The 25,857-nt window shown below is 66.7% G+C and carries 20 protein-coding genes and 1 riboswitch; of the genes, 11 read left to right on the forward strand and 9 right to left on the reverse strand.

Features of this window, described 5'->3' with window-relative positions:
• Positions 1–64: 64 nt before the first annotated feature.
• From ROV93_RS18770 to ROV93_RS18780, 3 genes are read right to left on the reverse strand one after another with little or no spacing between them, the layout of a single operon-like run.
• Positions 65–1,132: a homoserine dehydrogenase gene (locus ROV93_RS18770; protein ID WP_072168569.1), complete on the reverse strand. Its 1,068-nt coding sequence runs from the start codon at positions 1,130–1,132 to the stop codon at positions 65–67.
• The gene (locus tag ROV93_RS18775) at positions 1,129–2,364 is read right to left on the reverse strand and encodes an O-succinylhomoserine (thiol)-lyase (RefSeq protein ID WP_072168568.1); all 1,236 of its coding nucleotides are present in this window, start codon (positions 2,362–2,364) and stop codon (positions 1,129–1,131) included. The genes ROV93_RS18770 and ROV93_RS18775 overlap by 4 nt, the downstream gene beginning before the upstream one ends.
• On the reverse strand, positions 2,361–3,392 hold the full coding sequence (locus ROV93_RS18780; protein ID WP_312540786.1) for a homoserine O-succinyltransferase: 1,032 nt from the start codon (positions 3,390–3,392) through the stop codon (positions 2,361–2,363). The genes ROV93_RS18775 and ROV93_RS18780 overlap by 4 nt, the downstream gene beginning before the upstream one ends.
• Before the next feature lie 76 nt (positions 3,393–3,468).
• Positions 3,469–3,587: riboswitch (SAM riboswitch) on the reverse strand.
• Between the two features lie 147 nt (positions 3,588–3,734).
• Between ROV93_RS18780 and ROV93_RS18785 the strand changes: the two genes are divergently transcribed.
• From ROV93_RS18785 to ROV93_RS18800, 4 genes are all read left to right on the forward strand, one after another.
• The gene (locus ROV93_RS18785; protein WP_088496802.1) at positions 3,735–4,619 is read left to right on the forward strand and encodes a M23 family metallopeptidase; all 885 of its coding nucleotides are present in this window, start codon (positions 3,735–3,737) and stop codon (positions 4,617–4,619) included.
• A gap of 66 nt (positions 4,620–4,685) precedes the next feature.
• Complete coding sequence (locus ROV93_RS18790) at positions 4,686–6,290, forward strand: peptide chain release factor 3 (protein ID WP_049415910.1); 1,605 nt, start codon at positions 4,686–4,688, stop codon at positions 6,288–6,290.
• 159 nt (positions 6,291–6,449) lie between these two features.
• Positions 6,450–7,088: a hemolysin III family protein gene (locus ROV93_RS18795; protein ID WP_005418403.1), complete on the forward strand. Its 639-nt coding sequence runs from the start codon at positions 6,450–6,452 to the stop codon at positions 7,086–7,088.
• Between the two features lie 82 nt (positions 7,089–7,170).
• A complete protein-coding gene (locus ROV93_RS18800; protein WP_312540789.1) occupies positions 7,171–9,144 on the forward strand; it encodes an AsmA family protein in 1,974 nt (657 codons plus the stop codon).
• A 491-nt stretch (positions 9,145–9,635) separates the two neighbouring features.
• On the opposite strand, the gene ROV93_RS18805 is transcribed toward ROV93_RS18800, so the two are convergent.
• The 3 genes from ROV93_RS18805 to mtgA all read right to left on the reverse strand — a co-directional run bounded on the left by ROV93_RS18805 (position 9,636) and on the right by mtgA (position 11,857).
• Entirely contained in the window at positions 9,636–10,067 is a 432-nt protein-coding gene (locus ROV93_RS18805; RefSeq protein WP_005418405.1) for a CBS domain-containing protein, read from the reverse strand.
• Positions 10,027–11,046: a glycosyltransferase family 2 protein gene (locus tag ROV93_RS18810; RefSeq protein ID WP_072168565.1), complete on the reverse strand. Its 1,020-nt coding sequence runs from the start codon at positions 11,044–11,046 to the stop codon at positions 10,027–10,029. Before ROV93_RS18810 ends, ROV93_RS18805 begins: the two co-directional genes overlap by 41 nt.
• A gap of 61 nt (positions 11,047–11,107) precedes the next feature.
• A complete protein-coding gene (mtgA, locus tag ROV93_RS18815) occupies positions 11,108–11,857 on the reverse strand; it encodes a monofunctional biosynthetic peptidoglycan transglycosylase (protein WP_072168564.1) in 750 nt (249 codons plus the stop codon).
• 77 nt (positions 11,858–11,934) lie between these two features.
• Between mtgA and ROV93_RS18820 the strand changes: the two genes are divergently transcribed.
• The 3 genes from ROV93_RS18820 (at position 11,935) to ROV93_RS18830 (ending at position 17,055) form a co-directional block, all read left to right on the forward strand.
• A complete protein-coding gene (locus ROV93_RS18820) occupies positions 11,935–12,828 on the forward strand; it encodes an Hsp33 family molecular chaperone HslO (RefSeq protein ID WP_072168563.1) in 894 nt (297 codons plus the stop codon).
• 116 nt (positions 12,829–12,944) lie between these two features.
• The gene (locus ROV93_RS18825) at positions 12,945–13,793 is read left to right on the forward strand and encodes a hypothetical protein (protein WP_061478882.1); all 849 of its coding nucleotides are present in this window, start codon (positions 12,945–12,947) and stop codon (positions 13,791–13,793) included.
• 373 nt (positions 13,794–14,166) lie between these two features.
• Entirely contained in the window at positions 14,167–17,055 is a 2,889-nt protein-coding gene (locus ROV93_RS18830) for a TonB-dependent receptor (protein ID WP_053496147.1), read from the forward strand.
• A 141-nt stretch (positions 17,056–17,196) separates the two neighbouring features.
• Here ROV93_RS18830 and ROV93_RS18835 read toward each other — a convergent pair whose 3' ends face one another.
• Positions 17,197–17,799 carry a TetR/AcrR family transcriptional regulator gene (locus tag ROV93_RS18835; protein ID WP_005418411.1) on the reverse strand — a complete coding sequence of 201 codons (603 nt, stop codon included), beginning with the start codon at positions 17,797–17,799 and terminating at the stop codon, positions 17,197–17,199.
• A gap of 153 nt (positions 17,800–17,952) precedes the next feature.
• Here ROV93_RS18835 and ROV93_RS18840 point away from each other — a divergent pair, with 153 nt between their 5' ends.
• From ROV93_RS18840 to ROV93_RS18850, 3 genes are all read left to right on the forward strand, one after another.
• Positions 17,953–18,870 carry an alpha/beta hydrolase gene (locus ROV93_RS18840; RefSeq protein ID WP_180890567.1) on the forward strand — a complete coding sequence of 306 codons (918 nt, stop codon included), beginning with the start codon at positions 17,953–17,955 and terminating at the stop codon, positions 18,868–18,870.
• Complete coding sequence (locus ROV93_RS18845; RefSeq protein WP_072168562.1) at positions 18,867–21,344, forward strand: acyl-CoA dehydrogenase; 2,478 nt, start codon at positions 18,867–18,869, stop codon at positions 21,342–21,344. Before ROV93_RS18840 ends, ROV93_RS18845 begins: the two co-directional genes overlap by 4 nt.
• Positions 21,345–21,420: 76 nt before the next feature.
• Complete coding sequence (locus ROV93_RS18850) at positions 21,421–21,888, forward strand: hotdog fold domain-containing protein (RefSeq protein WP_072168561.1); 468 nt, start codon at positions 21,421–21,423, stop codon at positions 21,886–21,888.
• Between the two features lie 501 nt (positions 21,889–22,389).
• Here the strand turns inward: ROV93_RS18850 and ROV93_RS18855 are convergent.
• Both ROV93_RS18855 and ROV93_RS18860 read right to left on the reverse strand, forming a co-directional pair.
• Positions 22,390–22,740, reverse strand: a complete 351-nt coding sequence (locus tag ROV93_RS18855; RefSeq protein WP_072168560.1) for a DUF1304 domain-containing protein — start codon at positions 22,738–22,740, stop codon at positions 22,390–22,392.
• A gap of 42 nt (positions 22,741–22,782) precedes the next feature.
• Positions 22,783–24,111 (reverse strand): MFS transporter, encoded by a 1,329-nt coding sequence (locus tag ROV93_RS18860; protein ID WP_072168559.1) that lies wholly within the window; start codon positions 24,109–24,111, stop codon positions 22,783–22,785.
• 285 nt (positions 24,112–24,396) lie between these two features.
• On the opposite strand from ROV93_RS18860, the gene ROV93_RS18865 reads away from it, so the two are divergent.
• The gene (locus ROV93_RS18865; protein WP_005418422.1) at positions 24,397–25,797 is read left to right on the forward strand and encodes a serine hydrolase domain-containing protein; all 1,401 of its coding nucleotides are present in this window, start codon (positions 24,397–24,399) and stop codon (positions 25,795–25,797) included.
• Positions 25,798–25,857 lie beyond the last annotated feature (60 nt).

The raw sequence follows: 25,857 nt of genomic DNA on the forward strand, positions 1-25,857 counted from the left end.
CCAGCAGGAGGGGATCTCGCCAGTAGCAGCCGAGCATGGGCTCGGCTCTACAAGAACTGTGCGATCAGCCGACGATCCGCAGCACGTCATCCAGCAACGCGGCGGCGGTGACTTCCGCGCCCGCACCCGGGCCTTGGATCAACAGCGGCTGGCGACGGTAGCGATCACTGTGGATGGCGACGCGGTTGTCGGTCCCCGCACCCTGCGCCAACGGGTGATCAGCCGGCAGCTCGCGCAGGCCCACCTGCGCACCCTCACCGTCAACACGGCCAACGAAACGCAACACGCGGCCGTTTTTGCGTGCCTGCTGCCAACGCGCCTGCAACGGCGCATCCAGCTGCTCCAGTGCCGCCAGTGCATCCTCCAGCGGCAACGCTTCCAGCGTTTCAGGCACCAGTGAATCCACCTGCACCTGCGAAGCATCCAGCGCCAGCCCGCTGCTGCGGGCCAGGATCAGCAGCTTGCGCCGCACGTCTTCGCCGGACAGATCCAGGCGCGGATCGGGCTCGGTGTAGCCGGCCGCCAACGCTTCGCGCACCGCCGCCGAGAACGGCGACTGGCCGTCGTAACGATGGAACAGCCACGCCAGCGAACCGGACAGCACACCCTCGATGGCATGGATGTGATCGCCACCGGCCACCAGCGCGCGCAGGCTGCTCAGCAGCGGCAGGCCCGCGCCGACGGTGGCGCTGTCGCCATAGCGCGCACCACTGTCTGCGCAGCTTTCGGCAATCGCCTGCGCGCGTGCGAGCTGCGCACCACGGCCCAGCTTGTTGGCGGTCACCACATGCACGCCGCGCGCCAGCCACTGCACGTGACGTGCGGCCACGTCTTCGCTGGCGGTGGCATCGACCACCACATCGCCACGCTCCAGCCCTTCGGTGCTGGCCCACGCCGGCGAACTCTGGCCATCGCGTGGCGCACGTCGCGCCAGCTCCAGCGGCAGCACCAGGTCACGATCGATCTCCAGCGCAGTGCGTGAATTGGCCAGCCACTGCACGCTGGGCAGTTCCAGCCCACGCGCCCGCAATGCCTGGTAACGCTGCACGAAGGCCGAGCCGACCGTGCCAGTGCCCAGCAGCGCCAGGCGTCCCACGCCCAGCGAAGGAATGTCGGCGGCGAGCGCGCTCATGCATCCACCACCTGTTTGCGGCGTGCGGCCGCATCGATCACGACTTCGGCGCGCTGCAGCGCGGCACCGAGATCGGCCAGCAGGTCGCGCTCGGCCTCGATGCCGACCGACAGGCGCAGCAGCCCTTCGCTGATGCCAGCGGCGGCACGTGCTTCTGGGGTCATCGCCGCATGGGTCATGGTCGCCGGATGGGCGATCAGGCTTTCGACGCCGCCCAGCGATTCGGCCAGGGTGAAGCAGCGCAGGCCATCCACGAATGCGCGCACTGCCGCGTGCGGATCTTCACAGGCGCAGTGCGCAAGCTCGAACGACAGCATCGCACCGAAGCCGTTCTGCTGGCGTGCGGCGATGGCATGGCCGGGATGTTCGGCCAGGCCCGGGTAGTACACCGTGCCGACCGCCGGATGCTGGTCCAGCAGGGCGACGATCGAGGCGGTATTTTCCTGGTGCACGCGCAGGCGCGCATCCAGCGTGCGCAGGCCACGCAGCGTCAGGAAGGCATCGAACGGTGAACCCGTCAGGCCCAGCGCGTTGCCCCACCACACCAGTTGCTCGTGCAGTGCCGGATCACGCGCGACCACTGCCCCGCCTACCACATCGCTGTGGCCGTTGATGTACTTCGTGGTGGAATGCAGCACCAGGTCCGCACCGAACGACAGCGGTTGCTGCAGCGCTGGCGACAGGAACGTGTTGTCGACCACCACGAGAGCGCCGGCCTTGTGCGCGGCATCGATGACGAAGCGCAGGTCGGTGATGCGCAGCAGAGGGTTGGACGGCGTTTCCACCAGCACCAGCTTCGGCTGGGTGGCCAACGCCTGCGCCAGTGCACGCGGATCGGTCAGGTCGGCGGTGACCAGTTCAAAGTGGCCCTTCCTGGCCAGCGCATTGAACAGGCGCCAGCTGCCGCCGTACGCATCGTGCGGCACCACCAGGGTATCGCCCGGCTGCAGCAGTGCGTTCAGCACCAGGTTGATCGCGCCCATGCCGGTGGCGGTGACCACACCACCGACGCCGCCTTCCAGTTCCGCCAGCGCCTCACCCAGCAGGTCGCGGGTCGGGTTGCCACTGCGCGTGTAGTCGTACTGGCGCTTGTTGCCGAAGCCGTCGAAGCTGAAGTTCGACGACAGCACGATCGGCGGTGTGACCGCGCCATGCGCGGTGTCCCGATCGATGCCCGCACGGACGGCGGCAGTGGTGCGACTACAGGACGGCTCGTTGGCGTGCAGGCTCATGCGGACTCTCCAGAGGTGCGGAAGGCGGTGGCGAGGATCGCGTCGATGCGATCGGTTTCTTTGAGGAAGGCGTCGTGGCCATAGGGCGAACGCAGCACGCGCAGGCTGCCGCGCGGGCCCAGCCCTTCGACCAGGCCGACCAGGTCGGCCAGCGGCACCAGGCGGTCGCCCTCCACGGCGACCACCACGGTCGGTGGCAGGATCGCGGCGGGGTCGACACGGTGCAGGTCGATCGATTCGGACAGGCGCAGGTAGGCGGTCACCGGCGTGCGCGCGACGTACTGCGCGCCGGCGGCGTCGAGGTAGTCTTCGGCGGCCACGCGCACGCGGCCATTGATGACCTCCGGCGCGGCGTCGAAGCGCTCGCCGAATTCTTCCGGGGTGCGGTAGCTGAGCATGGCGAACTGCCTGGCCAGGGCCAGGCCGTGGTCTTCGCCGCACTGCAGCTGGCCCAGCTCAACCGCGCGGCGCTGCAGCGCGCGCCACGCGGCGGCATAGGGATGCGGGCGGTGCGCGCCGCTGGCCAGCACCAGCTGGCGCACGCGGGCGCGGTGACGGATCGCGAACTGCTGGCCGACCAGCGCGCCATACGAATAGCCGACGAAGGCCTTCAGCGTGCGGATGCCGAGATGGTCCAGCAACAGCGCCAGCGCATCGGCCTGGTCGGCAGTATCGATCGGCACATCCAGTGCACCGTCGGCACCGATGAAATCGAAGGCCAGCACGCGCAGCTGCTGCGGGTCGAGCGCGCGGCCGCTACCCACAAGCGCTTCGGCCCAGCCCTTCTCGCTGAACTGTGCATTGGACGCCACGTGGCGATGGGCGGAAATGCCACCGGCCAGCACCACCACCGGTGCGTTGGCCGGGCCCACCCACTCATAGCGCAGGCGCACCGGGCTGGGGCCTGCATGGCGCATCGACAGCACCGCGGCGAACTCACCGCGCTCCGCGTGCACGTGGTCTGCGACCGGCACGCTGACGGGGACAAAGGGTTCGGGGCGAATGGCGGTACTGGCAGCGAAGCTCATGGCGGGATCCGGTTGGGGAATCGGCCATCGAGCCTTCGCGGGCCCGCGTTCGATATGCACGTGGGGTGCATGGTTCGAACCATCTTTCGGTGGACGCCACGGTCCCCGCAGGATTTGGCACCTACGCAGACGCTTGCGCGCCTGCGGGCTGCCCCGGCTTCAAAGGGCCTGTCCCTCTGCCGGTCTCGATGGTGGAGCCACGATGCCAGCCCTTTCCGGCACTGTCAATCCCTTCATGCGGATAAAGCGATAGATATTTCCAGGATCACTCTGCGAGGGCCGTCCCGGTCGCCCCGTTCAGGATCGGGTACAGTCCCGGCGGTCCTCTTGCTGAAAACGCCGATGCCGCGCCTGCCCCTGTCCTGCCTGCTGTTGCCTCTGCTGGCGAGCGCGACCGCATACGCCGGCGACTGGCGCCAGGGCTGGGGACTGGCTCCCCCTTCCGCCCCTGCCACCCGCGCAGGCAGTGCCGAGGGCGCCGTCCCCATGGCCCGGTTGCGCCTGCAGCCGGTCGGTACGCAATGGCAGGCGCGGATCGACAACGGGCTGGCAGGGCCGCTGCAGATCCAGCTGCGCGCCGCCCCCGGACACCCGGTCGAAGGCCTCCCGGTCGAGTCGCTGATCCAGGGCGACAGCAGCCTGGTGGTCGGCCACCTGCCCGCCCCGATCGATGGCCGCATGCTGGATCTGCGCCTGCAGTCGGTGCCGGGCAACCCGGCCGCACAGGCCGAAGATGTCGGCTATCGCCTGCCGTTCGATGCGACCCGCCTGCGTGTGGACCAGGCACCGCAGGGGCGATTCAGCCATGACGACGAGGAGAACCGCGACGCGGTCGACTTCGCACTGCCGGAGGGCACCCTGGTGCTGGCCGCGCGCGAGGGCACGGTGATGCAGATCCAGGATGGCTTCCGTGGCAACGGCCAGGACCGCGAGCGCGATGGTGCCCGTGCCAATTTCATCCGCGTGCTGCACAGCGACGGCAGCATGGCCCTGTACGGCCACCTCCAGGCCGGCGGCATGCGCGTGCGCCGCGGCCAAGCGGTGGGAGCCGGGCAACCGATCGGCCTGTCCGGCAACAGCGGCTACAGCACTGCGCCGCACCTGCACTTCGTGGTGCAGGTCAACCGCGGCATGGGCCTGCGCTCGGTGCCGGTGCGCATCTTCGCCGGGCAGGGCCAGCTGCAGTTCGCCCGCCACAGCGAGGCCGACGGCGGTATCGGGCGCTGACCGGCCCCGGCCGGTATAATCGGGCGCTTATCTCTTTGAAAAGCGCCCCGGGCGGGCGCCACTGCCATGTCCGAAGTCGCCAACGAAGCGTCGCGTCGCCGCACCTTCGCCATCATTTCCCACCCTGACGCCGGCAAGACCACGCTGACCGAAAAGCTGCTGCTGTTCGGAGGCGCGATCCAGATGGCCGGTTCGGTCAAGGGCCGCAAGGCCGCCCGCCACGCCACCTCCGACTGGATGGCGCTGGAAAAGGAGCGCGGCATCTCCGTCACCTCCTCGGTGATGCAGTTCCCGTACGAAGGCAAGATCGTCAACCTGCTTGACACCCCTGGTCACGCCGACTTCGGCGAGGACACCTACCGCGTGCTGACCGCAGTGGACTCGGCGCTGATGGTGATCGACGTGGCCAAGGGCGTGGAAGAGCGCACCATCAAGCTGATGGAGGTGTGCCGCCTGCGCGACACCCCGATCATGACCTTCATCAACAAGCTCGACCGCGAGGGCAAGGACCCGATCGAGCTGCTGGATGAAGTGGAGACCGTGCTCGGCATCCAGTGCGCGCCGGTCACCTGGCCGATCGGCATGGGCCAGCGCCTGAAGGGCGTGGTTCACCTGCTGACCGGCGAAGTGCACCTGTACGAACCGGGTCGCAACTTCACCCGCCAGGACTCGACCATCTTCCCATCCATCGATGCGCCCGGCCTGGCCGAGAAGATCGGTGCGCAGATGCTGGCCGACCTGCGCGACGAACTGGAACTGGTGCAGGGCGCCAGCCATCCGTTCGATCTGGACGCTTACCGCGCCGGCAAGCAGACCCCGGTGTTCTTCGGCTCGGGCGTGAACAACTTCGGCGTGCAGCCGCTGCTGGACTTCTTCGTCGAGCATGCGCCGTCGCCGCAGGCGCGAACCACCACCGGCCGCGAAATCGCACCGGAAGAGAACAAGCTGACCGGCTTCGTGTTCAAGATCCAGGCCAACATGGACCCGCAGCACCGTGACCGCGTGGCATTCATGCGGGTCTGTTCGGGCCGTTTCAGCGCCGGCATGAAGACCTTCCACGTGCGCACCGGCAAGGAAATGAAGCTGGCCAACGCGCTGACCTTCATGGCCAGCGACCGCGAGATCGCGGCCGAAGCGTGGCCCGGCGACGTGATCGGCATCCACAACCACGGCACCATCTCCATCGGCGATACCTTCACCGAAGGCGAAGCGGTGACCTTCACCGGCATTCCCAACTTCGCCCCGGAACTGTTCCGCCGCGCACGCCTGCGTGATCCGCTCAAGCTCAAGCAGCTGCAGAAGGGCCTGGCCCAGCTGTCCGAGGAAGGCGCGACCCAGTTCTTCCGCCCGCTGACCAGCAACGACCTGATCCTGGGTGCCGTCGGCGTGCTGCAGTTCGACGTGGCGGCCTACCGCCTGAAGGACGAGTACGGTGTGGAAGCCACCTTCGAGCCGGTCAGCGTGACCACTGCGCGCTGGGTCCACTGCAGCAACGAGAAGAAGCTGGAAGAGTTCCGCGAGAAGAATGCGCTCAACCTGGCGCTGGATGCGGCCGGTCACCTGGTCTACCTCGCTCCGACCCGGGTCAACCTGCAGCTGGCCCAGGAACGCTCGCCGGATGTGCGTTTCTCGGCCACACGCGAAGCGGCGCACACCGTTTCGGCAGGCTGATGCCACGGGGTCGGATCCCTTTCCGCAAGGAAAGGGCTCTGACCCCGCCGTCGCAACGCAGGGATTCACCCACCATACGGTGACGGGCGTGCACGTGCCGCCCATCGCGGCGATGATAGAGGGGTGCGGGTCCCCCTCCCCGCGAACGATGCCTACGCCATGTCCACGACTTCCGTTGCTTCGATCCGCGAAGAAATCGCCAGCGCCCTGACCCACGGCCTCGGTGCCGTGCTCGCCCTGGGCGCCGGTGCGGTGCTGATCACCCTGGCCGCGATCTACAGCGATGGCTGGCAGCTGGCCGGCGCCATCGTGTTCGGCATCGCGCTGCTGCTGCTGTACACCGCGTCCACCCTGTACCACGCCATCCAGCACCCGGTCGCCAAGGGCCGGCTCAAAGTGTTCGACCACTGTGCGATCTACGTACTGATCGCCGGCACCTATACCCCATTCACCCTGATCGGCCTGCGCGGCCCGTGGGGCTGGGGCCTGTTCGCCGCGATCTGGACCCTGGCCCTGGCCGGCGTGGTGTTCAAGCTGTTCTACACCGGTCGCTTCAAGCGCCTGTCCACTGCCATCTACGTGGCCATGGGCTGGCTGGTGATCGTGGCGGTCAAGCCGATGCTGGCCTCGATCGACGGCTGGACGCTGGGCTGGCTGCTGGCCGGCGGCCTGTCCTACACGCTGGGCACCTATTTCTACCACCGCGAATCGATTCCCTATTCGCATGCGATCTGGCACCTGTTCGTCATCGGTGGCAGCGTCTGCCACTTCGTCGCGGTCACCATGCAGGTGCTGTAGCACCGGCCCGTGCGTGGCGCGTGCACGCCGCGCACATGGACGCTTCGCGCCCCGTCCACGATGAGGGGGCAACCATGGCAGCGTGAATGCCGCCGCCTCCCCTGCCACAAAGCGCACGAACCGCTGGCGCCTGGGCCGCCTCGGCCCGCGAGGCCGGCGCTGGTTGACGCTGCTGATCTTCCTGCTCGCGGCGATCCTGGTACTGATCGCACTGTGGGACTGGAACTGGTTCAAAGGCCCTGTCGAGCGCGCCGTGCAGGCCCGTACCGGTCGTGCACTGCACATCGGCCATCTGGATGTCGACCTCGGCCGGACCAGCACCATCCGTGCCGATGCGATCACCTTCGCCAATGCCGGTTGGGCGAAGCAGCCGAACATGGCCACGGCCGACCGCGTCGAGATCGACGTGCGCGTGTGGCCCCTGCTGCGCGGCAGCGTGCAGCTGCCGGAAGTGCGCCTGACCCGACCGGACGTGCTGCTGGAAACCGCCCCACGCCAGGGCGAGCCGGGCAACTGGGACTTCCTCGGTGACAGCGCTGGCGGCACCAGCCCGCAGCTCAAGCGCCTGCGCGTCGACGACGGCCGGCTGCAGTTCCTCGACGCACCGGGCCGTACCGACATCCGCGTGGGCGTGCGCAGCGGCCAGCCGAAGCAGGCAGATGCCTCGCCGCCGCTGCTGGTGCAGGGCAAGGGCCACTGGCAGGGCAATGCGTTCACCCTGCAGGGCGGAACCGAATCGCCGCTGGAACTGACCAACAGCGACCACCCGTTCCGCATCCACCTCGACGGCCGCGCCGGCGCCACCCACGCGGTGGCCAGCGGCACGCTGACCAATCCGTTCCAGCTGCGCGTGTTCGACCTGCAGTTCGCACTCAGTGGCCAGGACCTGGCCGATCTCTACCCATTGCTCGGCATCGCCATTCCGCCGTCCCCGCCCTACGCGCTGAACGGACGCCTGAAGCGCGACCACGACGTCTGGCGTTACGACGGTTTCACCGGCAAGGTGGGCGACAGCGACCTCGGTGGCAGTCTTCAGTTCGAGGTGGGCCGCGACCGTCCGCGGCTGACCGCGACGCTGGAATCCAAGCGCCTGGACTTCGATGACCTGGCCGGCTTCGTCGGCGCGCCGCCGAAGACCGGCGGCGGCGAAACCGCCAATGCGGAGCAGAAGGCCGAGGCCGCACGGGTGGCCGCGCGCGCGCGCGTGCTTCCGGACACGCCCTACAACCTCGGCAAGCTGCGTGCGATGGATGCCGATGTGCGCTGGAAGGCCCACCGCATCAACGCACCGTCATTGCCATTGGACGACATGGACGCCCATCTGCTGCTGGATGACGGGGTGCTGCGGCTGGCCCCGCTGAACTTCGGCGTCGCCGGCGGCGATATCCGCAGCACCATCCGCATGGACGCACGCCAGCCGCAGATCAGCACTGCGCTGAAGGCGAGCGTGCGCGGCGTTCAGCTGGGCCAGCTGTTCCCCGATGCCAAGCTGGCCGAACAGGCCAAGGGCGGCATCGGCGGTGAGGTGGACCTGAGTGGCCGCGGCAATTCGATCGCCGCGATGCTCGGCAGCAGCAGCGGCAAGGTCGGCCTGGCGATGGGTCCTGGCCACGTCGGCAACCTGGTGATGGAGCTGGCCGGCCTGGATATCACCGAATCGCTGAAGTTCCTGGTGACCGGCGACAAGCAGATTCCCCTGCGCTGCGCCTTCGCCGACTTCGGTGTGCGCGACGGCCTGATGACCAGCCAGGCACTGGCGGTGGACACCACCGACACGATCCTCATCGGCGAAGGCACCGTCAGCCTGCGCGACGAAACCCTGGACCTGCTGTTGAAGCCGCGCCCCAAGGACAGGAGCATCCAGGTACTGCGCTCGCCGCTGCACGTTGCCGGCACGTTCAAGGACCCGTCGTTCCGCCCCGACTTCAAAGCGCTGGGCATCCGCGGTGCGGTGGCCCTGGCACTGGGCAGCATCGCCCCGCCGGCGGCGCTGCTGGCGACGATCGAGCTGGGGCCGGGCAAGGATGCCGACTGCGGTGGGCAGTATGCGAAGTAGGTTTACAGCGTTGTTCGCGGCGCCTCTTTTCCCGCGCGTAGAGCCGGAGCAGGGCGACAGGCAGGACACGCCGTAAATACGTCCCTGTAGGCTCGGTCGGCGCATCCATGCGCCTCACGGTCCTGCCTGCCGCCTTGCTCCGGCTCCGGACAGTTTCCTGCGCGCGCGGAACTAGAGCGAAATTCAAAGTCAAAAGAAGAAAGCAAAGTCAAAAGCTGTTGCCAACCAAGGTTGGCGGCTACCAAAAGCGAGCCATCGCGCATGTGCGCACCGCACTCACAGGAACGTGTCCAGAGGCGGAGGGTGCGGCTGGGCAGGACCGTGAGGCGCATGGATGCGCCGATCGAGCCCCCATGGATGGGTTTACGGCGTGTCCTGCCCAGCCGCACCCTCCGCCTCGCAACGTATCAGGAAGGCGCTGCTTTGGCTTTGGCTGTGGCTTTGAGCTTCGAAAAGCGGGCCGGCGGGCCGCAGGCCCGCCAGCGACACCCTCACCCGGCAACGATGTACTGCTGCAGTTGATCCAGCTCCCGCCGCTGCGCATCGATCACCGACTTCACCAGGTCGCCGATGGAGATCACCCCCAGCACCTGCGCGCCCTCCACGACCGGCAGATGGCGGATGCGATAATCGGTCACCAACTGCAGGCAATGCTCCACCTGCTCGCCCGGCGACACCGTCACCACCTGCGACGTCATGATCTCTGCCACCGCCGTATCGCGCGAAGAGCGATCACGCAACACGATCTTGCGCGCGTAATCACGCTCGGACAGGATTCCCACCAGCCGCGGGCCGTCCATCACCAGCACCGCACCGATGCCCTTTTCCGCCATCAACCGGATCGCATCGATCACCGCCGCATCCGGCGCGACCGCATGTACTTCAGGAGACTTGCCGTCCAACAGTTGCCGTACCGTGGTCATCTGCCTGCCCTCCCAGGGTGGGTTGCGGGACCGAGTCTGCCACGGACGATGCTAGCCAGGCGTCAACCAGGTACAACGGCCGCTGCTTGGACTCCTCGTACAGCCGCCCCAGGTACTCGCCGATCAGGCCAAGCGCGATCAGCTGCACGCCGCCCAGAAACAGGATCACCGCCATCATCGTCGGCCAGCCCGCCACCCGGTCGCCATACAGCGCCGCCTTCACGATCACCCACAGGCCGAACACGAAAGCGACGGCCGCGGTTGCCAGCCCGAGGTAGGTCGCCGCCCGCAACGGCACGGTCGAGAACCCGGTGATGCCTTCGAGGGCGAAATTCCACAGCCGCCACAGGCTGAACTTGCTGGTGCCGGCCACACGCGCGTGGCGGTGGTAGGTCACGGCGATCCGCTTGAATCCCACCCAGCTGAAAAGTCCCTTCATGAAGCGGTGGCGCTCGCGCATCCCGCGCAGGGCGTTCAGCGCGCGCGGTGACAGCAGGCGGAAGTCCCCGGTATCGGCCGGAATCGGTGTCCGCGACAGGCGGCCCATCACCCGATAGAACATCGCTGCCGTGGCGCGCTTGATCCAGGCCTCGCCATCGCGGGCCATGCGCGTGCCGTAGACGTTGTCATGCCCTTCGCGCCAGCGCGCAACGAACTGCGGCACCAGCTCCGGCGGGTCCTGGCCATCGGCATCGAGGATCATCGCCGCACCCTCGTGCACCAGATCCAGGCCGGCGGTCAGCGCCGCTTCCTTGCCGAAGTTGCGCGACAGCTTCAGCGCCGATACGCGTGCATCGGCCTGGGCCAGCCCGGCGATCACGTCCCAGGTACCGTCATGGCTGCCGTCGTCCACATAGAGGATGTGACCGTCGATGTCGGGCATGCCGTCGAGCACCGCGCACAGCCGTGGATGCAGCAGCGGCAGTGCCAGGGCCTCGTTGTAGGCGGCGATGACGAAGGTAAGCCGTTCGCGGGTCATGCCCGGATTATACGTTGCCGGCACGCGCCCGGCCCGTCGCCTGCCAATTGCAGCGCCGGGCTCAGTCCTCCGACAGATAGGACGCACCACCCAGCTGGCGCGCCTGGCGTTGGATCCACGCGGCCCGCCGCTGCACATACGGCCCAGGTTTTGCCGCGTTGTAGCGACGCGGTGCCGGCAACACCGCGGCCAGGCGCGCGCTCTCGGCCGGACTCAGCCGGGCCGCGTCCTTGCCCCAGAATTTCTGCGCTGCCGCTTGCGCGCCATACACGCCATCACCGAATTCGGCAATGTTGGCGTACATCTCCAGGATCCGCTCCTTTGGCCACAGCGCCTCGATCAGCACCGTGTACCAGACTTCCAGGCCCTTGCGGATCCAGCTGCGGCCCTGCCACAGGAACAGGTTCTTGGCCACCTGCTGGCTGATCGTGCTGGCGCCGCGCAGGCGCCCGCCCCTGGCGTTGTGGTCGCGCGCCTTTTCGATGGCCTGCAGGTCGAAGCCGTTGTGGTCGGGGAAGCGCTGGTCCTCGGCGGCCACCAGCGAGATCGGCAGGCTTGGTGCCATCTGGCCGAGGTCGCGCCACTGGTAATGCAGCCGATAGGACCAGTCGGCCTCGCCCAGCGCCTCGCCATAGCGCCACAGCATCACCATGGACACCGGCGGGTCGATGAACCGCAGCACCAGCACCTGCAGGCAGCTGAAGGCGGCCAGCAGCACCGGCAGCCACAGCAGCCGCTTCCAGCGCCAGCGTCGCCGGCGCGGCGCGGCGACCACGGCCTCTACCTTGTGCTGCTCTCCCGCTGCCCCCATTACTGGTGCATCCTTCTTCTGTCTGGTTGTCGGCGCATTATCCGGCAACCGCCCCCGTTTACGCGCGATGTGAGCCGATGACCGCCAACCCCGATTCCCTGATCCGTTTCCTGCTCCCCGACGCCGGCGTGCGTGGCGTGCATGTGCACCTGCAGGCCACCTGGCAGGAAATCCTGTCCCATGCCGCCTACCCGGACGCCGCTGCCGAACTGCTTGGCGAGGCCTGCGTCGCCTCGGCGCTGTTCACCGGCCACACCAAGATCGACGGGCGCCTGTCGGTGCAGCTGCGCAGCAGCACCGCGCTGCGCACCCTGTTCGCCGAATGCACCGCCGTCGGCACCCTGCGCGGTATCGCCCAGCTCAGCGAGGGTGGCGACGCACCGCGTGACCTGTCCCGCCTCGGTGATGACGCAATCCTCGCCATCACCATCGAGAACCCCGGCCTGGACCCGCGCGAGCCGCAGCGCTACCAGAGCCTGGTCGCGCTGACTGCGCCGGAACTGGACGAGGCCTTCGAGGACTACTTCCGCCAGTCGGAGCAGCTGCCTACCCGCCTGCTGCTGGCCGCCGACCGCAACGGTGCCGCCGGTCTGCTGCTGCAGAAGCTGCCGGGCGACGAAGGCGACGAAGATGGCTGGGCCCGCGCCAGCGCCCTGTTCGAAACCCTGGGCAAGGCCGAACTGCTGGCGACCCCGGCCGAGCAGCTGCTGCACCGCCTGTTCCACGAGGAGCGGCCGGAACTGCTGGGCGACAAGCCGCTGTCCTTCGCCTGCTCATGCTCGCGCGAGCGGGTGGCTGGCATGCTGCAGTCATTGGGCGAGGACGAAGCCCGCGCGGCCGCCGAGGCCACCGGCGCCGTCGAGGTGCGTTGCGAATTCTGCGGGCGTGAGTATCACTTTCCATTGACGGAGTTCGGCATACTGTTCCACGGCGCCCAGGGGGCTGTGGCGGCGCCTGAACGACTTCAGTAAACGGCAGTCTTGTACCTGGGGAGGATCAAGGCTTGTTAAGAATTCATAAAAACCCTAGGATCGAGTTCCCGTCCCCGCGGGAACTTCCGTTGTCCGTCCCTGTCTGAACTGGTCCGATGCGTACCTTCCTGCGTCTACCGCTGGCCCTGCTGATCGCCCTTGGCGCGATCACGGGCGTGCATGCGCAGAGCAAGGACACCCGCACCGTGTTGCCGGTATGGAACAAGGGCAGCGGCAAGGTCGAGGCGCTGCTGTACCTGGAGCCGACCGGCGAACAGGCAGCCGGCGCCCGCTGGCATTTCGGCCGCAATTCGCTGGACGCGGCCTTTGGCCTGTCCTCCGGCGATTCGCTGGGCCTGCTCTGCAACAGCAGCAGCGGCACCAGCATCAGCGGCCTGGCCAGCCATTGCATGCTGGCCAGCCTGGGCGACGAGGATGATCTGAACAGCCGTCGTTTCAGTGGTACCGCCGCGTTGAACCGGGGCAACAGCCGCTTGGGCATCACCGCCGGCACCGGCCGTGAAACCCTGCCCGCCTGGTTGTCGGGCCCGAACAAGACGCCCTCGCTTCGCGCCGAGCAGAACGATCTGACCGTGTTCGCGCAGAAGAACATTGGCCGCGAAGGCTTCGTCTCCATCGCCGGTACCTACGCCAAGGCACGCCTGGTACCGCTGGCCGACGCTTCGCCGGCCATCGTCGATCGCTGGGACAGCAAGAGCCTGAGCATCGGTGCCGGTTACGGCAACTTCACCGGCAGCATCATCGGCCGCGTGGTCGACGTGCCGGGGAAGCCCGGCAAGTTCGAAGGCCTGGGCATCGGCCTGACCTGGCGTACCCCGTGGTCTGGCCAGCTGACCGTCGGCGCCGAGAACGTGATCAGCCGCGGCAAGAATCCATTCTCCCCGCGCAACGAAAGCAACGACGACGGCACCGTGCCGTACGTGCGTTACGAACAGGATCTCTGATCCCCTCAATCAGGTTCAGCAACGATATTCCCGAAGGCGCCGAAAGGCGCCTTTTTGCATCTGCGTGCCTGCCTCGCACTCGCATGAGCGGTATCGACCGTAGAGCGTATCGACATAATGGGATACATATCAGTCGAAACTTTTTTCATCATTCTGTGTTAACAAACGAGGCAGATCAGCATGACCATACCGGCAACCCGTTGATTGGGCTGGGAAAAGAGCTTTTTCACCAAAATCACAGACTTCATTAACACAGCTTTAATTCTTGGCGAACGCCCGTTACTATCGGGTCAGCCTCGCGATTTGGGAGCGCTTTTTTCGCTCCCCCGCCGGGCATTAACCCCAGCCAAGATTTCTTGGAGAGAGAGAGCCAATGAAACTCAAGTCCAGCCAGCTGCGTGACGCAGTTGTGATCGCGCTTGTCGCCGGTGCCACCACCGCGACGGCCCACGCCCAGGAAGCCACCAACCTCGACCGTATCGAGGTCACCGGTTCGCGCATCCGTCAGGTCGATACCGAAACCGCCCAGCCCGTCCTGAGCATCAGCCGCGCTTCGATCGAGAAGAGCGGCTTCAAGACGGTTGCCGACGTCCTGCAGAACATCTCTGCCGCCGGCAGCCCGGCCATCAGCCGTTCCGAGCCGCTGTCCTCCGGCGAAGCCGTCGGTGGCTTCTACATCGACCTGCGCAACCTCGGTGCCGAGCGCACCCTGGTGCTGGTCGACGGCAAGCGCCTCGGCGCCAGCGTCAGCGGCCTGCAGGACGTGTCGCAGATTCCGTCGGCCATCGTCGAGCGCATCGACGTGCTGAAGGACGGCGCCTCGTCGATCTACGGCTCCGACGCGATCGCCGGCGTGATCAACATCATCACCCGCAAGAACTTCCAGGGCCTGGAAGCCAACGCCTACGTCGGCCAGTACGGCGAAGGCGACGGCCAGAAGAGCAGCTTCGACTTCGTGGCCGGCTTCACCGGTGATCGTGGTTCGGTCACCATCGGTGCGGAATACGCCGAAGAAAAGGCCGTCTGGGCCAAGAATCGCTGGTTCAGCAAGTCGCAGCGCACGGATCGCCACCCGGACCGCGGCTGGACCCCGGTCAGCCAGTGGGGCGCGGTCTATGACGTCAATGATCCGAATGCACCGTTGCTGACGCTGAACCGTGGTGGAAATCCGTTCGATCCGAACGCCTATCACGAGACCGACCTCACCCCGATCACCGGTGACGTCAGCAACTCCAACGAGCAGATGCACCTGCTGACGCCGACCAAGCGTCGTTCGGTGTTCGCCAACGTACAGTACGACCTGACCGACAACATCCGCTTCGTCTCCGACCTGCTGTACACCCGTCGCGAGTCGCAGGCCCAGGTCGCCGGTTATCCGCTGCAGTCGGCCGACTATGAGCGTCAGCTGGGTACCGTGCTCTCGCAGGACAGCTACTACAACCCGTTCGGCACCGACATGGGCTTCATCCGTCGTGGCTGGGAAGTGCCGCGCCTGTCGACCAACAAGCTGACCACCTTCCGCTTCACTGGCGCCCTGCAGGGCAGCTTCCAGTTCAATGACAAGTACTTCGACTGGGAAGCCGGCTACATCTACCAGAACTCGGAGAACCTGCAGACCCAGACCGGCAACTACAACATGCTGGCGGTCACCCAGGCCACCGGAGCGTCGTTCCTCAATCCGGCCACCGGCCGCGTCGAGTGCGGCACGGCCGCCGGCCTGGCCGCGGGCACCAACCCGATCTATGGCCCGGGCCCCGGCGGCTGCATTCCGTGGAATCCGGCCATTCCGTACGGCCGTACCGGCGACGGCGGCCTGACCGGCAACCCTGCCCTGCAGCAGTTCCTGTTCCCGACCACCAAGAACACCGGTGAAGTCACCACCAAGACCTACTACGCGAACATCGCCGGCAGCCTGTTCACCCTGCCAGCCGGCGACCTGGGCTTCGCGCTGGGTTACGAGTACCGCGAAGACAAGGGCACCTACGTTCCGGATGCGCTGTCACAGTCGGGCTACTCGACCGATCTGGCGGCCGGCCCGACCGGTGGTGGCTACAACGTCAACGAAGTGTATCTGGAGCTGAACGTTCCGATCCTGGCCGACCTGCCGGGTGCCAAGGAACTGAGCTTCAACGCCGCATCGCGCTACTCGAAGTACAACACCTTCGGCAACACCACCAACAACAAGTTCGGCCTGAAGTGGAAGCCGATCGACCAGCTGCTGGTGCGTGCCACCTATGCCGAGGGCTTCCGCGCACCGACCATCGACAATCTGTACGGTGGCAGCTCGCAGACCTTCGCCTACTTCACCGATCCGTGCGATACCGATTTCGGCCTGGCTGCCAGCGATCCGGCCACCGCCCAGCGTTGCGCCGCCGCCCTGGGCGCGCTGGCCCCGAATTTCCGCCAGCTGAAGCAGGGTTACGTCCCGGCGGAAGGTCAGGATGAGCAGAGCCCGGTGCCGTTCAACGCCGTCTCCAACCCGAACCTGACTCCGGAAAAGTCCAAGTCCAAGACCGTCGGCCTGGTGTGGAGCCCGACCTTCGCCCAGGGCCTGAACATGAGCCTGGACTGGTGGAACATCAAGATCACCAACACCATCGTCACCGACGATCCGACCACCCAGCTCAACGACTGCTACGTACTCGGCATCGCCGACCGCTGCAACTCGTTCACCCGCGACGCAACCCGCGGCATCGTGACCAACCTGACCTACGCACCACGTAATGCCGGTTACCAGGAAACCGAAGGCTTCGACTTCGATGTGGCCTATCGCTTCGAAACCAGCAGCTGGGGCAGCTTCAACGCCAACCTGCAGAACACCTACGTCAGCAAGAACGTGCTGAAGACCACCAACGCGCAACAGGTGCCGGTGTCGATCCTCAACGGCTTCAGCAGCAACTTCCGCCTGCGTTCGAACCTGGTGCTTGGCTGGGAATACGGCGATTGGGGCATCACCTGGGGTACGCGCTACTTCTCCAGCGTGAAGGAACAGTGCTACTTCTCGACCGAGTGCAGCCTGCCGGACTTCGGTTCGCCGGATCCGGCACGCGACCAGCCGATGAACCGCCGTGGCGCCACCACCTTCCACGACGTCCAGGTCTCCTGGAACGCACCGTGGAATGCAACCATCGCCGTGGGCGCGCGTAACGTGTTCGACCATTACGGCCCGCAGATGTACTCGGCGCCGAACTCGCAGTACTCCTACTACGGTGGCTACGACATCGGTCGCTTCATGTACATGCAGTACAAGCAGAAGTTCTGATCGGGAACCTGATCAGCTGATGCAGCAACGGCCCCGAAAGGGGCCGTTGTTCTTTGTGCGCCATGGACGGGCGCTGGCCAGCGCACAACAAAAAAGGCCGCAGCATCGCTGCGGCCTTCCTTCGAGATCATTTCCGGGCGCTCATCCGTTCGGAATCAGCGTCTCGATCAGATGCTCGACGTACGCTTCGAAATCCTCGCGCGCCTGCTTGGGCTGCTGCAGCTGCAGCGACAACTGCAGGAAGCCGACATAAGCGGCGTACGCAAGGCGTGCGCGATGACGCGCATCGGTCGAGCTGAGGCCGGCCTGGCGGAACGAGGCGACCAGATAGTCGAGGCGACGCTGCGAGACCCGGTCGATCACCGGCCGCACCATCGGATGATCCAGCGCCTTCAGCAGCTCGCTGTAGATGATGTGCGGCTGCACTTCATGCGCCACCATCTGGAACAGCTGGCGCAGGCGCACGCGCGGATCCGGTACGTCTTCCAGGCTGCCGAACACCTGTTCCTGTTCGAACAGTTCCCAGCGTTCCAGCGCCGCCTGCAGCAATGCATCGCGCGAAGGGAAATGCCAGTAGAAACTGCCCTTGGTAACGCCGAGCCGCCGTGCCAGCGGCTCTACCGCGACGGCGCCGACACCTTGTTCAGCAATCAGATCGAGGGCCGCCTGGGCCCAGTCTTCGGCACTCAGGCGGCTGTTGCGGCCGGCGCGCGGTTCGCCGGCGGAAGCGTCAGGTTGATTCATGGACTGATTTAACCATACGCCGGGGTTCGTTGCAGTACGCGGTTGCGGTCGAAACCGTCGCAGGCCCGTCGGAAGGGTCCCTCCACGCGCGTTCTGCAACGCACCATACCGTGCAGTATTGACTTCCTCTCGAAGCTCTCCATACTAGCAAGTATGGTTATGTCCCCAACTCCAGCTGCGTTCCATGACCTGCGCCTGGACGCCGCCCATGGCGCCCGCCTGGCGGCGACCGTCAGCGACCATGGCCGGCGTGGCCGGGTCCTGTTGGCCCATGGCTTCGGCCAGACCCGCCACGCCTGGAATGCCACTGCCCGCGCACTGAACGCGGCCGGCCTGCAGACGCTGGCCTACGACGCCCGCGGCCATGGCGATTCCGACTGGAATGGCGCCGATCTGCCCTATCACGGCGAACAGTTCGCCGACGACCTGATCGTGTTGGCCGGCGAACAGCCGCGCCCGCCGGTGCTGGTTGCCGCTTCGATGGGTGGCCTGTTCGGCCTGCTTGCCGAATCGCGCTGGCCGGGCCTGTTCTCGGCCATGGTGCTGGTCGACATCACCCCGCGCTGGGATACCGCCGGTGTCGAGCGCATTCTCGCCTTCATGACCGCCCATCCCGACGGCTTCGCCTCGCTGACCCAGGCCGCCGACGTGATCTCGGCCTACATGCCGCACCGGCCGCGCAAATCCGAGCAGTCGCTGCGTGCGCTGCTGCGCGAGGACGGCCACGGGCGCTGGCGCTGGCATTGGGACCCGCGCCTGGTGGCCGAGCTGGCCCGCGACAGCGAACAGCACCAGGACGCACTGGCCGAGGCCGCACGCCAGGTGAAGTGCCCGCTGCTGCTGGTCAGCGGGGGCCGCAGCGACCTGGTCACGCCGCAGACCGTGGCCGAATTCCTGACGCTGGCGCCGCATGCACGCCATGTACAGCTGCCGCAAGCGACCCACATGGTCGCCGGCGATGACAACGACGCCTTTACCGCTACTGTGTTGGACTATCTGGACGTGTTGCCCGCAGCGGACGCTGCGGCTTCGTCCGCCACAAACGAGCACGTCACCGGAGCACGCTCATGAGCATCGTTCTTCCCTTCCTCGCCTTGCTGCTGGCAGGCGCCTTCGTCGCCTACCACCGCATGCGGCTGGTTACCTGGACGCTGATCAGCGTGGCCCTGCTGGCCGCCTGCTGGTTCATTCCCTACGTCAACCAGACCGCCACCATCGTCGCTGCGGCGGTGCTGGCGGTGATCGCCGTGCCGCTGCTGCTGCCGTTCATCCGCAAGCCGCTGCTGACCAGCCCGATGATGAAGGTGTTCCGCAAGGTGCTGCCGCCGCTGTCGCAGACCGAGCGCATCGCGCTGGAAACCGGTTCGGTCGGTTTCGAGGGCGAACTGTTCACCGGTGATCCGGACTGGAACATCCTGCTCAACTACCCCAAGCCGCAGCTGACCGCTGAAGAACAGGCCTTCCTCGATGGCCCGGTGGAAGAGCTGTGCACGATGGTCAACGACTGGGAAATCACCCACGTCCACGCCGACCTGCCGCCGGAGCTGTGGGCCTTCATCAAGAAGAACAAGTTCTTCGGCATGATCATCCCGAAGGAGTACGGCGGCCTGGGCTTCTCCGCGCTGGCCCACCACAAGGTGATCCAGAAGCTGGCCTCGGTGTCCTCGGTGGTCAGCTCCACCGTCGGCGTGCCCAACTCGCTGGGCCCGGGTGAACTGCTGGTGCATTACGGCACCCAGGAACAGAAGGACCAGTACCTGCCGCGCCTGGCCGATGGCCGCGAAGTGCCCTGCTTCGGCCTGACCGGTCCGTTCGCCGGCTCCGACGCCACTTCGATCCCGGACTACGGCATCGTCTGCAAGGGCGAGTGGAACGGCGAGCAGGTGCTCGGCGTCAAGCTGACCTTCGACAAGCGCTACATCACCCTGGCCCCGGTCGCTTCGCTGATCGGCCTGGCCTTCCGCATGTACGACCCGGATGGCCTGATCGGCGATACCCGCGACATCGGCATCACCCTGGGCCTGCTGCCGCGTGACACCGCCGGCGTCGAAATCGGCCGTCGCCACTTCCCGCTGAACTCGACGTTCCAGAACGGTCCGATCCGCGGCAAGGACGTGTTCATTCCGCTGACCCAGCTGATCGGTGGCGCAGCCATGGCCGGCAAGGGCTGGAACATGCTCAACGAGTGCCTGGCCGTGGGCCGCTCGATCACCCTGCCGTCCACCGCCAGCGGCGGTGCCAAGGCTGGCGCCGCGGTGACCGGCGCCTATGCACGCATCCGCAAGCAGTTCGGCCTGTCGGTCGGCCGCTTCGAGGGCGTGGAAGAAGCGCTGGCCCGCATCGGCGGCAAGGCCTACAAGATCAGCGCGCTGTCGCAGGCCACTGCCGCCGCGGTCGATCGTGGTGACGTGCCGTCGGTGCCGTCGGCGATCGCCAAGTACCACTGCACCACCATGAGCCGCGAAGTGATCTCGGACATGATGGACGTGATCGGCGGCAAGGGCATCATCCTGGGGCCGCGCAACTTCGCCGGCCGCAGCTGGCAGGCCGCGCCGATCGCGATCACCGTGGAAGGCGCCAACATCATGACCCGCAGCCTGCTGATCTTCGGCCAGGGTGCGATCCTCTGCCACCCGTGGGTGCTCAAGGAAATGAAGGCCGCGCAGGATCCGGATACCCGTGCCGGCCTGCAGGAGTTCGACCGCAGCCTGTTCGGCCACATCCGCTTCGGCATCTCCAATGCCGTGCGTTCGTTCTGGTTCGGCCTGACCGGCGCGCGCTTCGGCGCCGCCCCCGGCGACGCCTACACCCGCCGCTACTTCCGCAAGCTGGACCGTTACTCGGCCAACCTGGCGCTGATGGCCGACATCTCGATGATGACCCTGGGCGGCAAGCTGAAGTTCAAGGAATCGCTGTCCGGCCGCCTGGGCGACGTGCTGAGCCATGTCTACATGACCAGCGCCATGCTCAAGCGCTACCACGACGAAGGTGCACCGCAGGCCGACCAGCCGCTGCTGGCCTGGGCCTTCCATGACAGCGTGCACAAGATCGAAGAGTCGCTGTCGGCCGCGCTGCGCAACTTCCCGATCCGTCCGATCGGCTGGCTGATGTGGGCGCTCATCTTCCCGTTGGGCCGTCGTGCCGAGGCTCCGGGTGATCGCTTGAGCCGCCGCGTCGCCGCCCTGCTGATGGCGCCGAATGAAGCCCGCGACCGTCTCGCCAATGGCGTGTTCCTGACCCCGTGCGAGAACAACCCGGGCGGCCGCATCAACAGTTACCTGAGCAAGGCGATCATGGCCGAGCCGGTGGAGCGCAAGTTCCTCAAGGCGCTGAAGAGCAAGGGCATCGAGGCGCTGGACTTCAAGGCGCAGCTGGACGAAGCCGTGGCCGAGGGCGTGATCACCCAGGACGAGCGCAGCCTGCTGGAAGAGCTGCGCACGCTGACCCTGGACACCATCACCGTGGACGACTTCGACACCCATGAACTGCGCGCGGCCAGCTACTACGACCGCCAGCGCAAGGATCCGCATTCGCAGGCGGCCTGATCGCCCGCGACACGCGTTGCCTTCGACGGCGGGCCTCGGCCCGCCGTCGCGTTATCCGCCGAACGGAATACCCCTCATGTCCACGCCCCTGCTCTCGCTTTACCAACGCCTGCAGCGCTGGCCCGCCGGCGCCTGGCTGTTCTCGCGCGCGGTGTGCCTCAAGGCCCCCTACTTCGCCAGCATCGCGCCACGCATCACCCGCCTGGAACACGGCCGCTGCGAAGGCACGCTGGCCGACCGCCGCAGAGTACGCAACCACATCGGCACGGTGCACGCGATCGCGATGTGCAACCTGGCCGAACTGACCGCCGGGCTGATGGTCGATGCATCGCTGCCGAAGGGCATGCGCTGGATCCCGAAGGGGATGCAGGTGCAGTACCTGGCCAAGGCGCGTGGCACGCTGCAGGCGGTGGCGTTGCCGGCACAACCGATTGTCGTTGCGGCCGAGGGCTATGCGCTGCCGGTGACGGTCAGCGTGCGCGACCGCGCGGGCACCGAGGTGTTCAGCGCGATCATCGACATGTGGATGTCGCCGGCCAAGTAAGTTCCCGCGAACGGCGCAGCCCCTCTTGGGTGGACGCGGAATGCGGTTTATCGGTGGGGCCGGAGGGGTGGGGCCAGGCGGGGACGCCGCAAGTACGTCCCTGTAGGCTTAGCCGCGCCATCCATGGCGCGGATACCCCGCCCGGCCCCACCCCTCCGGCCTCTGACAGATCTCTGCGGCGTCCACCCACGCAAGAGAAAAAAGAAGAGCAGAAGCAGAAGCGGCCCAATGGCCGCTTTTTTCCATGCGCACAGAACCCAACGAGCGCAGCGACCCGCTGTTGCTCTTGATCTTCTTTTTTTCTTCTCCGTGGGCTGGCCGCGCACGGAACCTGTCTGAGGCCGGGCGGGTTGGGTTCGCGGGGGTGTCCGCGGCATGGATGCCGCGGCCAAGCCTACACGGACGTACTTGCGGCGTCCCCCGCGAACCCAACCCGCCCGGCCAACCCCATGACAAGCTCTACGCGGCCAACCCACGAGGGGCCGCGCCGTTGGCTGGAATCTACGCTACCGCGCGAAACACCAACGCCAGGATCGCAGGCACCGCCTGGATCATGAAAATGCGGCGGCTGACGCTGTAGGCGCCATAGCACCCCGCCACCACCACGCAGGCCAGCGAGAACGTCACCAGCACTGGCTGATCGATCACCAGCCCCACCACGATGCCTGCTGCCAGGAAGCCGTTGTACAGGCCCTGGTTGGCCGCCAGGACGCGCGTGGTCGCCGCCTTCTCCGGCGTGTTGCGGAACGTCTTCAGGCCCAGCGGGCGGGTCCACAGGAACATCTCAAGCGCCAGGAAATAGACGTGCAGCAGTGCGACCAGCAAGGTCAGGGCGAGTGCGATCCAGTACATGGGCGGTTCCTTGGACAGGGATGGGGCTCGGAGCCCGGGAAATCATCGGTCGCGCGGCAGTTTCTTTTCTTCGCGCAGTACACCGAACGCGGCTGCGGTCATGCACGCGGCCACCAGCATGCCGCCGATGAACACTACGTGCGAGCCGAACAATGACAGGCCCTTGTGCACCCAGGCAAAGCTCAGGTCCGCACCGCGGTAGACCACGGTGTCGATCGCTGCGCCGGCCTTGTAGCGCCACTGCCGGTCCACGCGCGTGTAGATTGTCTCGCGCGCCGGCTTGGCCAGTGCGAATTCGCTGGCCCGGGTCATCACCTGCACTACCGCGACCATCAGCGGCATCGGCGAGGCCGCCAGCACCGAGAAGCCGATCAGGATCGCGAAACCGGGAATCAGCAGCGCCGGGGCGATGCCGTGCCGGGACAGCAACCAGCGGGTCAGGCCCAGCTGCATCAACAGCGCCAGCGCATTCACTGCCAAGTCGATGCGCGAGAAAAACGCGGTGCTGGCTGCGGGGTCAGTGAACGCCGCACGCACGATCGCAGCCTGCTCGTTGTAGAGCAGCGTCCCCACGCCCACCCCGAACACCACCATGATCGCCAGCCAGCGCAGCAGCGGCTCGCGCACGATCAACTTCAGGCCGTCCAGCACGCTGCCGCCCATCGGCTGCTCGCCGGACACCAGCTGCTGCTCGCGTTCGCGCAGCACCGCCCAGTGCCGCAGCCGCCAGATGCACAACAGGCACACGACCAGGAAAGCTGCGGAGACCAGCATCAGGTTGGCGATGCCCACGCTCTGCACCAGCGCACTGGTGATGATCGGACCAAGGAAGGCACCGACGGTGCCCGCCGCGCCAATGTATCCATAGAAGGCCCGGGCCTGCACATTGGAGAACACATCGGCCATGAAGCTCCAGAACACCGCCACCGCGAACAGGTTGAAGACGGTGATCCAGAAGAAGAAGGCCATGCCGCGGCCAGGCACGCCGCTGTCGAACATCATGTAGAAGCCCAGCAGGGTCACGATGAAGAACCCATACACCGCCGGCAGGAACACCCGTCGCGGGAAGCGGCTGACCAGCCAGCCGTACACCGGCTGCAGCACCAGCATGATCACGAACACGCAGGAGAACAGGAACTGCAGCACGAAGTCCTTCAACGCAATGCCGTGGCTGGCGAACCAGGCGATCAGCACGGGTGGGAACACCGTTTCCAGGTCTGCCGAGGCGGCCATGGCCTCACGCACCGGGCGCAGCACGTAGTAGCCGCTGAGCAGGCAGAAGAAGTACAGGAACGACCACCACAGCGCTGGCGACTCGCGCAGTGCCGACGCCAAGCCCTGCAGCGACCCCTTCTTCCGTACCGCACTCACGCGGTGTCCCTCGCCTGAAGACGGCGGTTGGACAGCGGCATGGCAGGCTCCGGGGCGATGAAACGCGTACGTTAGCCAATGCACCGCAACATCGCCAGCGCGACGCGCCTTCCTGCGGGCGGATCGGCTCCGCTGATCGGCCCCGGATGACACGTTCCGATACATGCTTTCAGCACCTCAAATTCCAAATTTTTCAACGAGATGCGCATTCATCTTCGCTTTGTTTGTGCACAAGGGAAAAGCGGCGCTAGAATCGCCATCAGCAGTCGCGCACGGGTCCAACCGATGAAAAAGAACAGCCTGCGTCGCCCGATCCGTTCGGCGGCCACCGGTTTGCTGGGCATGCTGATGCCCGTTGCCTTGTCCACCACCGCGCAGACACCGCCGGCATTGCCGCCGATGCCGACCAACATCGAATCCGCTGCCGGTCCCACTGTCGCCCACACCCAGCCGGCGGCCTACCGCACCGGCCTGGTGCCGCGCGTGCAGGCCCCGGCGCCCGGCTTCAACGTCGCCAACATCGAATCGATGGCGCAGCAGCTCACCTATGGCGAACGCGTGCCGGGCATGGCCGTGGCGATCGTGCAGGGCGGCCGTATCCTCAGCGCGCGCGGCTATGGCGTCACCGACGTCAACAATCCGCTGCCGGTCGATGCGCACACCGTGTTCCGCCTGGCTTCGCTGTCCAAGGCCTTCGCCGGCACCATGGCCGGCCTGCTGGTCAACGACGGCACGCTGCGCTGGGACAGCAAGGTCACCGACTACGTGCCGGGCTTCCGCCTCAATTCGCCCGAAGCCACCGACCGCCTGACCGTGGCCGACGTGCTCAGCCATCGCGTCGGCCTGCCGTACAACGCCTACGACCGCGACATCGAGGGCAACGCCGAGTACTACGCGCTGACCCAGAAACTGGCCAACACCAGCCTGAAGTGCCTGCCGGGCGACTGCTATGCCTACCAGAACGTGGCCTTCAGCCTGATCGGCGATGTCGTCTACGCGGCCTCCGGCAGTTTCTACGAGCAGTCGGTCGAGCGCCGCATCTTCAAGCCGCTGGGCATGAACGATGCGAGCCTCGGCCTGGCCGGCATCCAGGCCAGCTCGCGCTGGGCGCGTCCTCACGTGCGCAGCCGCAACGGCTGGGTCTCGCTGACGCCGAAGCCGACCTACTACCGGGTCGCCCCGGCGGCCGGCGTCAATGCCAGCGCCAGCGACATGGCGCAGTGGCTGCTCGCCCACACCGGCCACCGCCCCGACGTGCTGCCGGCACCGCTGCTGGCCACCCTGCATTCGAGCCTGATCAGCACCCCCGGCGAGATGCGTTCGGGCTGGCGCCGCGAGCGCCTGCACTCGGCCGGCTACGCCCTGGGCTGGCGCACCTTCGACTACGCCGGCCACGACGTGGTGTTCCATGCCGGTGCCGTGCAGGGCTATCGCGGCCTGGTCGCGCTGGTGCCGGAACGCGATCTGGGCATCGCCATCATGTGGAATGGCGAAAGCAGCCTGCCCAGCGGCCTGCTGCCGACCGTGCTCGACTCCGCGCTCGGCCTGCCGGCGCAGCGCTGGCTGGACGTGGACACCGACTTCGGCAGCGACAACCTGATGGCCGAGGGCGCCAGCCCGGCGCAGCAGGACAAGCGCAAGGGCAAGGGCGCCTCAGGCAATCGTGCGGTGGCGTCGCCGCGCTGATCAGGCGGGCTCGATCGTGTGTGCGAAGGGCGGCCTGCGGGTCGCCCTTTTTGTTGGCTC

This window comes from Stenotrophomonas maltophilia group sp. msm4, assembly GCF_032025605.1.
GTDB lineage: Bacteria > Pseudomonadota > Gammaproteobacteria > Xanthomonadales > Xanthomonadaceae > Stenotrophomonas > Stenotrophomonas sepilia.

What these genes read in the sequence shown, in the direction of transcription:
- ROV93_RS18850 (WP_072168561.1), top strand. Translation starts at nt 21,421, where the DNA reads ATGTCCACGCCCCTGCTCTCGCTTTACCAACGCCTGCAGCGCTGGCCC.
- ROV93_RS18825 (WP_061478882.1), top strand. Translation starts at nt 12,945, where the DNA reads ATGCGTACCTTCCTGCGTCTACCGCTGGCCCTGCTGATCGCCCTTGGC.
- ROV93_RS18830 (WP_053496147.1), top strand. Translation starts at nt 14,167, where the DNA reads ATGAAACTCAAGTCCAGCCAGCTGCGTGACGCAGTTGTGATCGCGCTT.
- ROV93_RS18865 (WP_005418422.1), top strand. Translation starts at nt 24,397, where the DNA reads ATGAAAAAGAACAGCCTGCGTCGCCCGATCCGTTCGGCGGCCACCGGT.
- ROV93_RS18805 (WP_005418405.1), bottom strand. Translation starts at nt 10,067, where the DNA reads ATGACCACGGTACGGCAACTGTTGGACGGCAAGTCTCCTGAAGTACAT.
- ROV93_RS18795 (WP_005418403.1), top strand. Translation starts at nt 6,450, where the DNA reads ATGTCCACGACTTCCGTTGCTTCGATCCGCGAAGAAATCGCCAGCGCC.
- ROV93_RS18770 (WP_072168569.1), bottom strand. Translation starts at nt 1,132, where the DNA reads ATGAGCGCGCTCGCCGCCGACATTCCTTCGCTGGGCGTGGGACGCCTG.
- mtgA (WP_072168564.1), bottom strand. Translation starts at nt 11,857, where the DNA reads ATGGGGGCAGCGGGAGAGCAGCACAAGGTAGAGGCCGTGGTCGCCGCG.
- ROV93_RS18775 (WP_072168568.1), bottom strand. Translation starts at nt 2,364, where the DNA reads ATGAGCCTGCACGCCAACGAGCCGTCCTGTAGTCGCACCACTGCCGCC.
- ROV93_RS18780 (WP_312540786.1), bottom strand. Translation starts at nt 3,392, where the DNA reads ATGAGCTTCGCTGCCAGTACCGCCATTCGCCCCGAACCCTTTGTCCCC.
- ROV93_RS18820 (WP_072168563.1), top strand. Translation starts at nt 11,935, where the DNA reads ATGACCGCCAACCCCGATTCCCTGATCCGTTTCCTGCTCCCCGACGCC.
- ROV93_RS18855 (WP_072168560.1), bottom strand. Translation starts at nt 22,740, where the DNA reads ATGTACTGGATCGCACTCGCCCTGACCTTGCTGGTCGCACTGCTGCAC.
- ROV93_RS18835 (WP_005418411.1), bottom strand. Translation starts at nt 17,799, where the DNA reads ATGAATCAACCTGACGCTTCCGCCGGCGAACCGCGCGCCGGCCGCAAC.
- ROV93_RS18845 (WP_072168562.1), top strand. Translation starts at nt 18,867, where the DNA reads ATGAGCATCGTTCTTCCCTTCCTCGCCTTGCTGCTGGCAGGCGCCTTC.
- ROV93_RS18790 (WP_049415910.1), top strand. Translation starts at nt 4,686, where the DNA reads ATGTCCGAAGTCGCCAACGAAGCGTCGCGTCGCCGCACCTTCGCCATC.
- ROV93_RS18840 (WP_180890567.1), top strand. Translation starts at nt 17,953, where the DNA reads ATGGTTATGTCCCCAACTCCAGCTGCGTTCCATGACCTGCGCCTGGAC.
- ROV93_RS18785 (WP_088496802.1), top strand. Translation starts at nt 3,735, where the DNA reads ATGCCGCGCCTGCCCCTGTCCTGCCTGCTGTTGCCTCTGCTGGCGAGC.
- ROV93_RS18810 (WP_072168565.1), bottom strand. Translation starts at nt 11,046, where the DNA reads ATGACCCGCGAACGGCTTACCTTCGTCATCGCCGCCTACAACGAGGCC.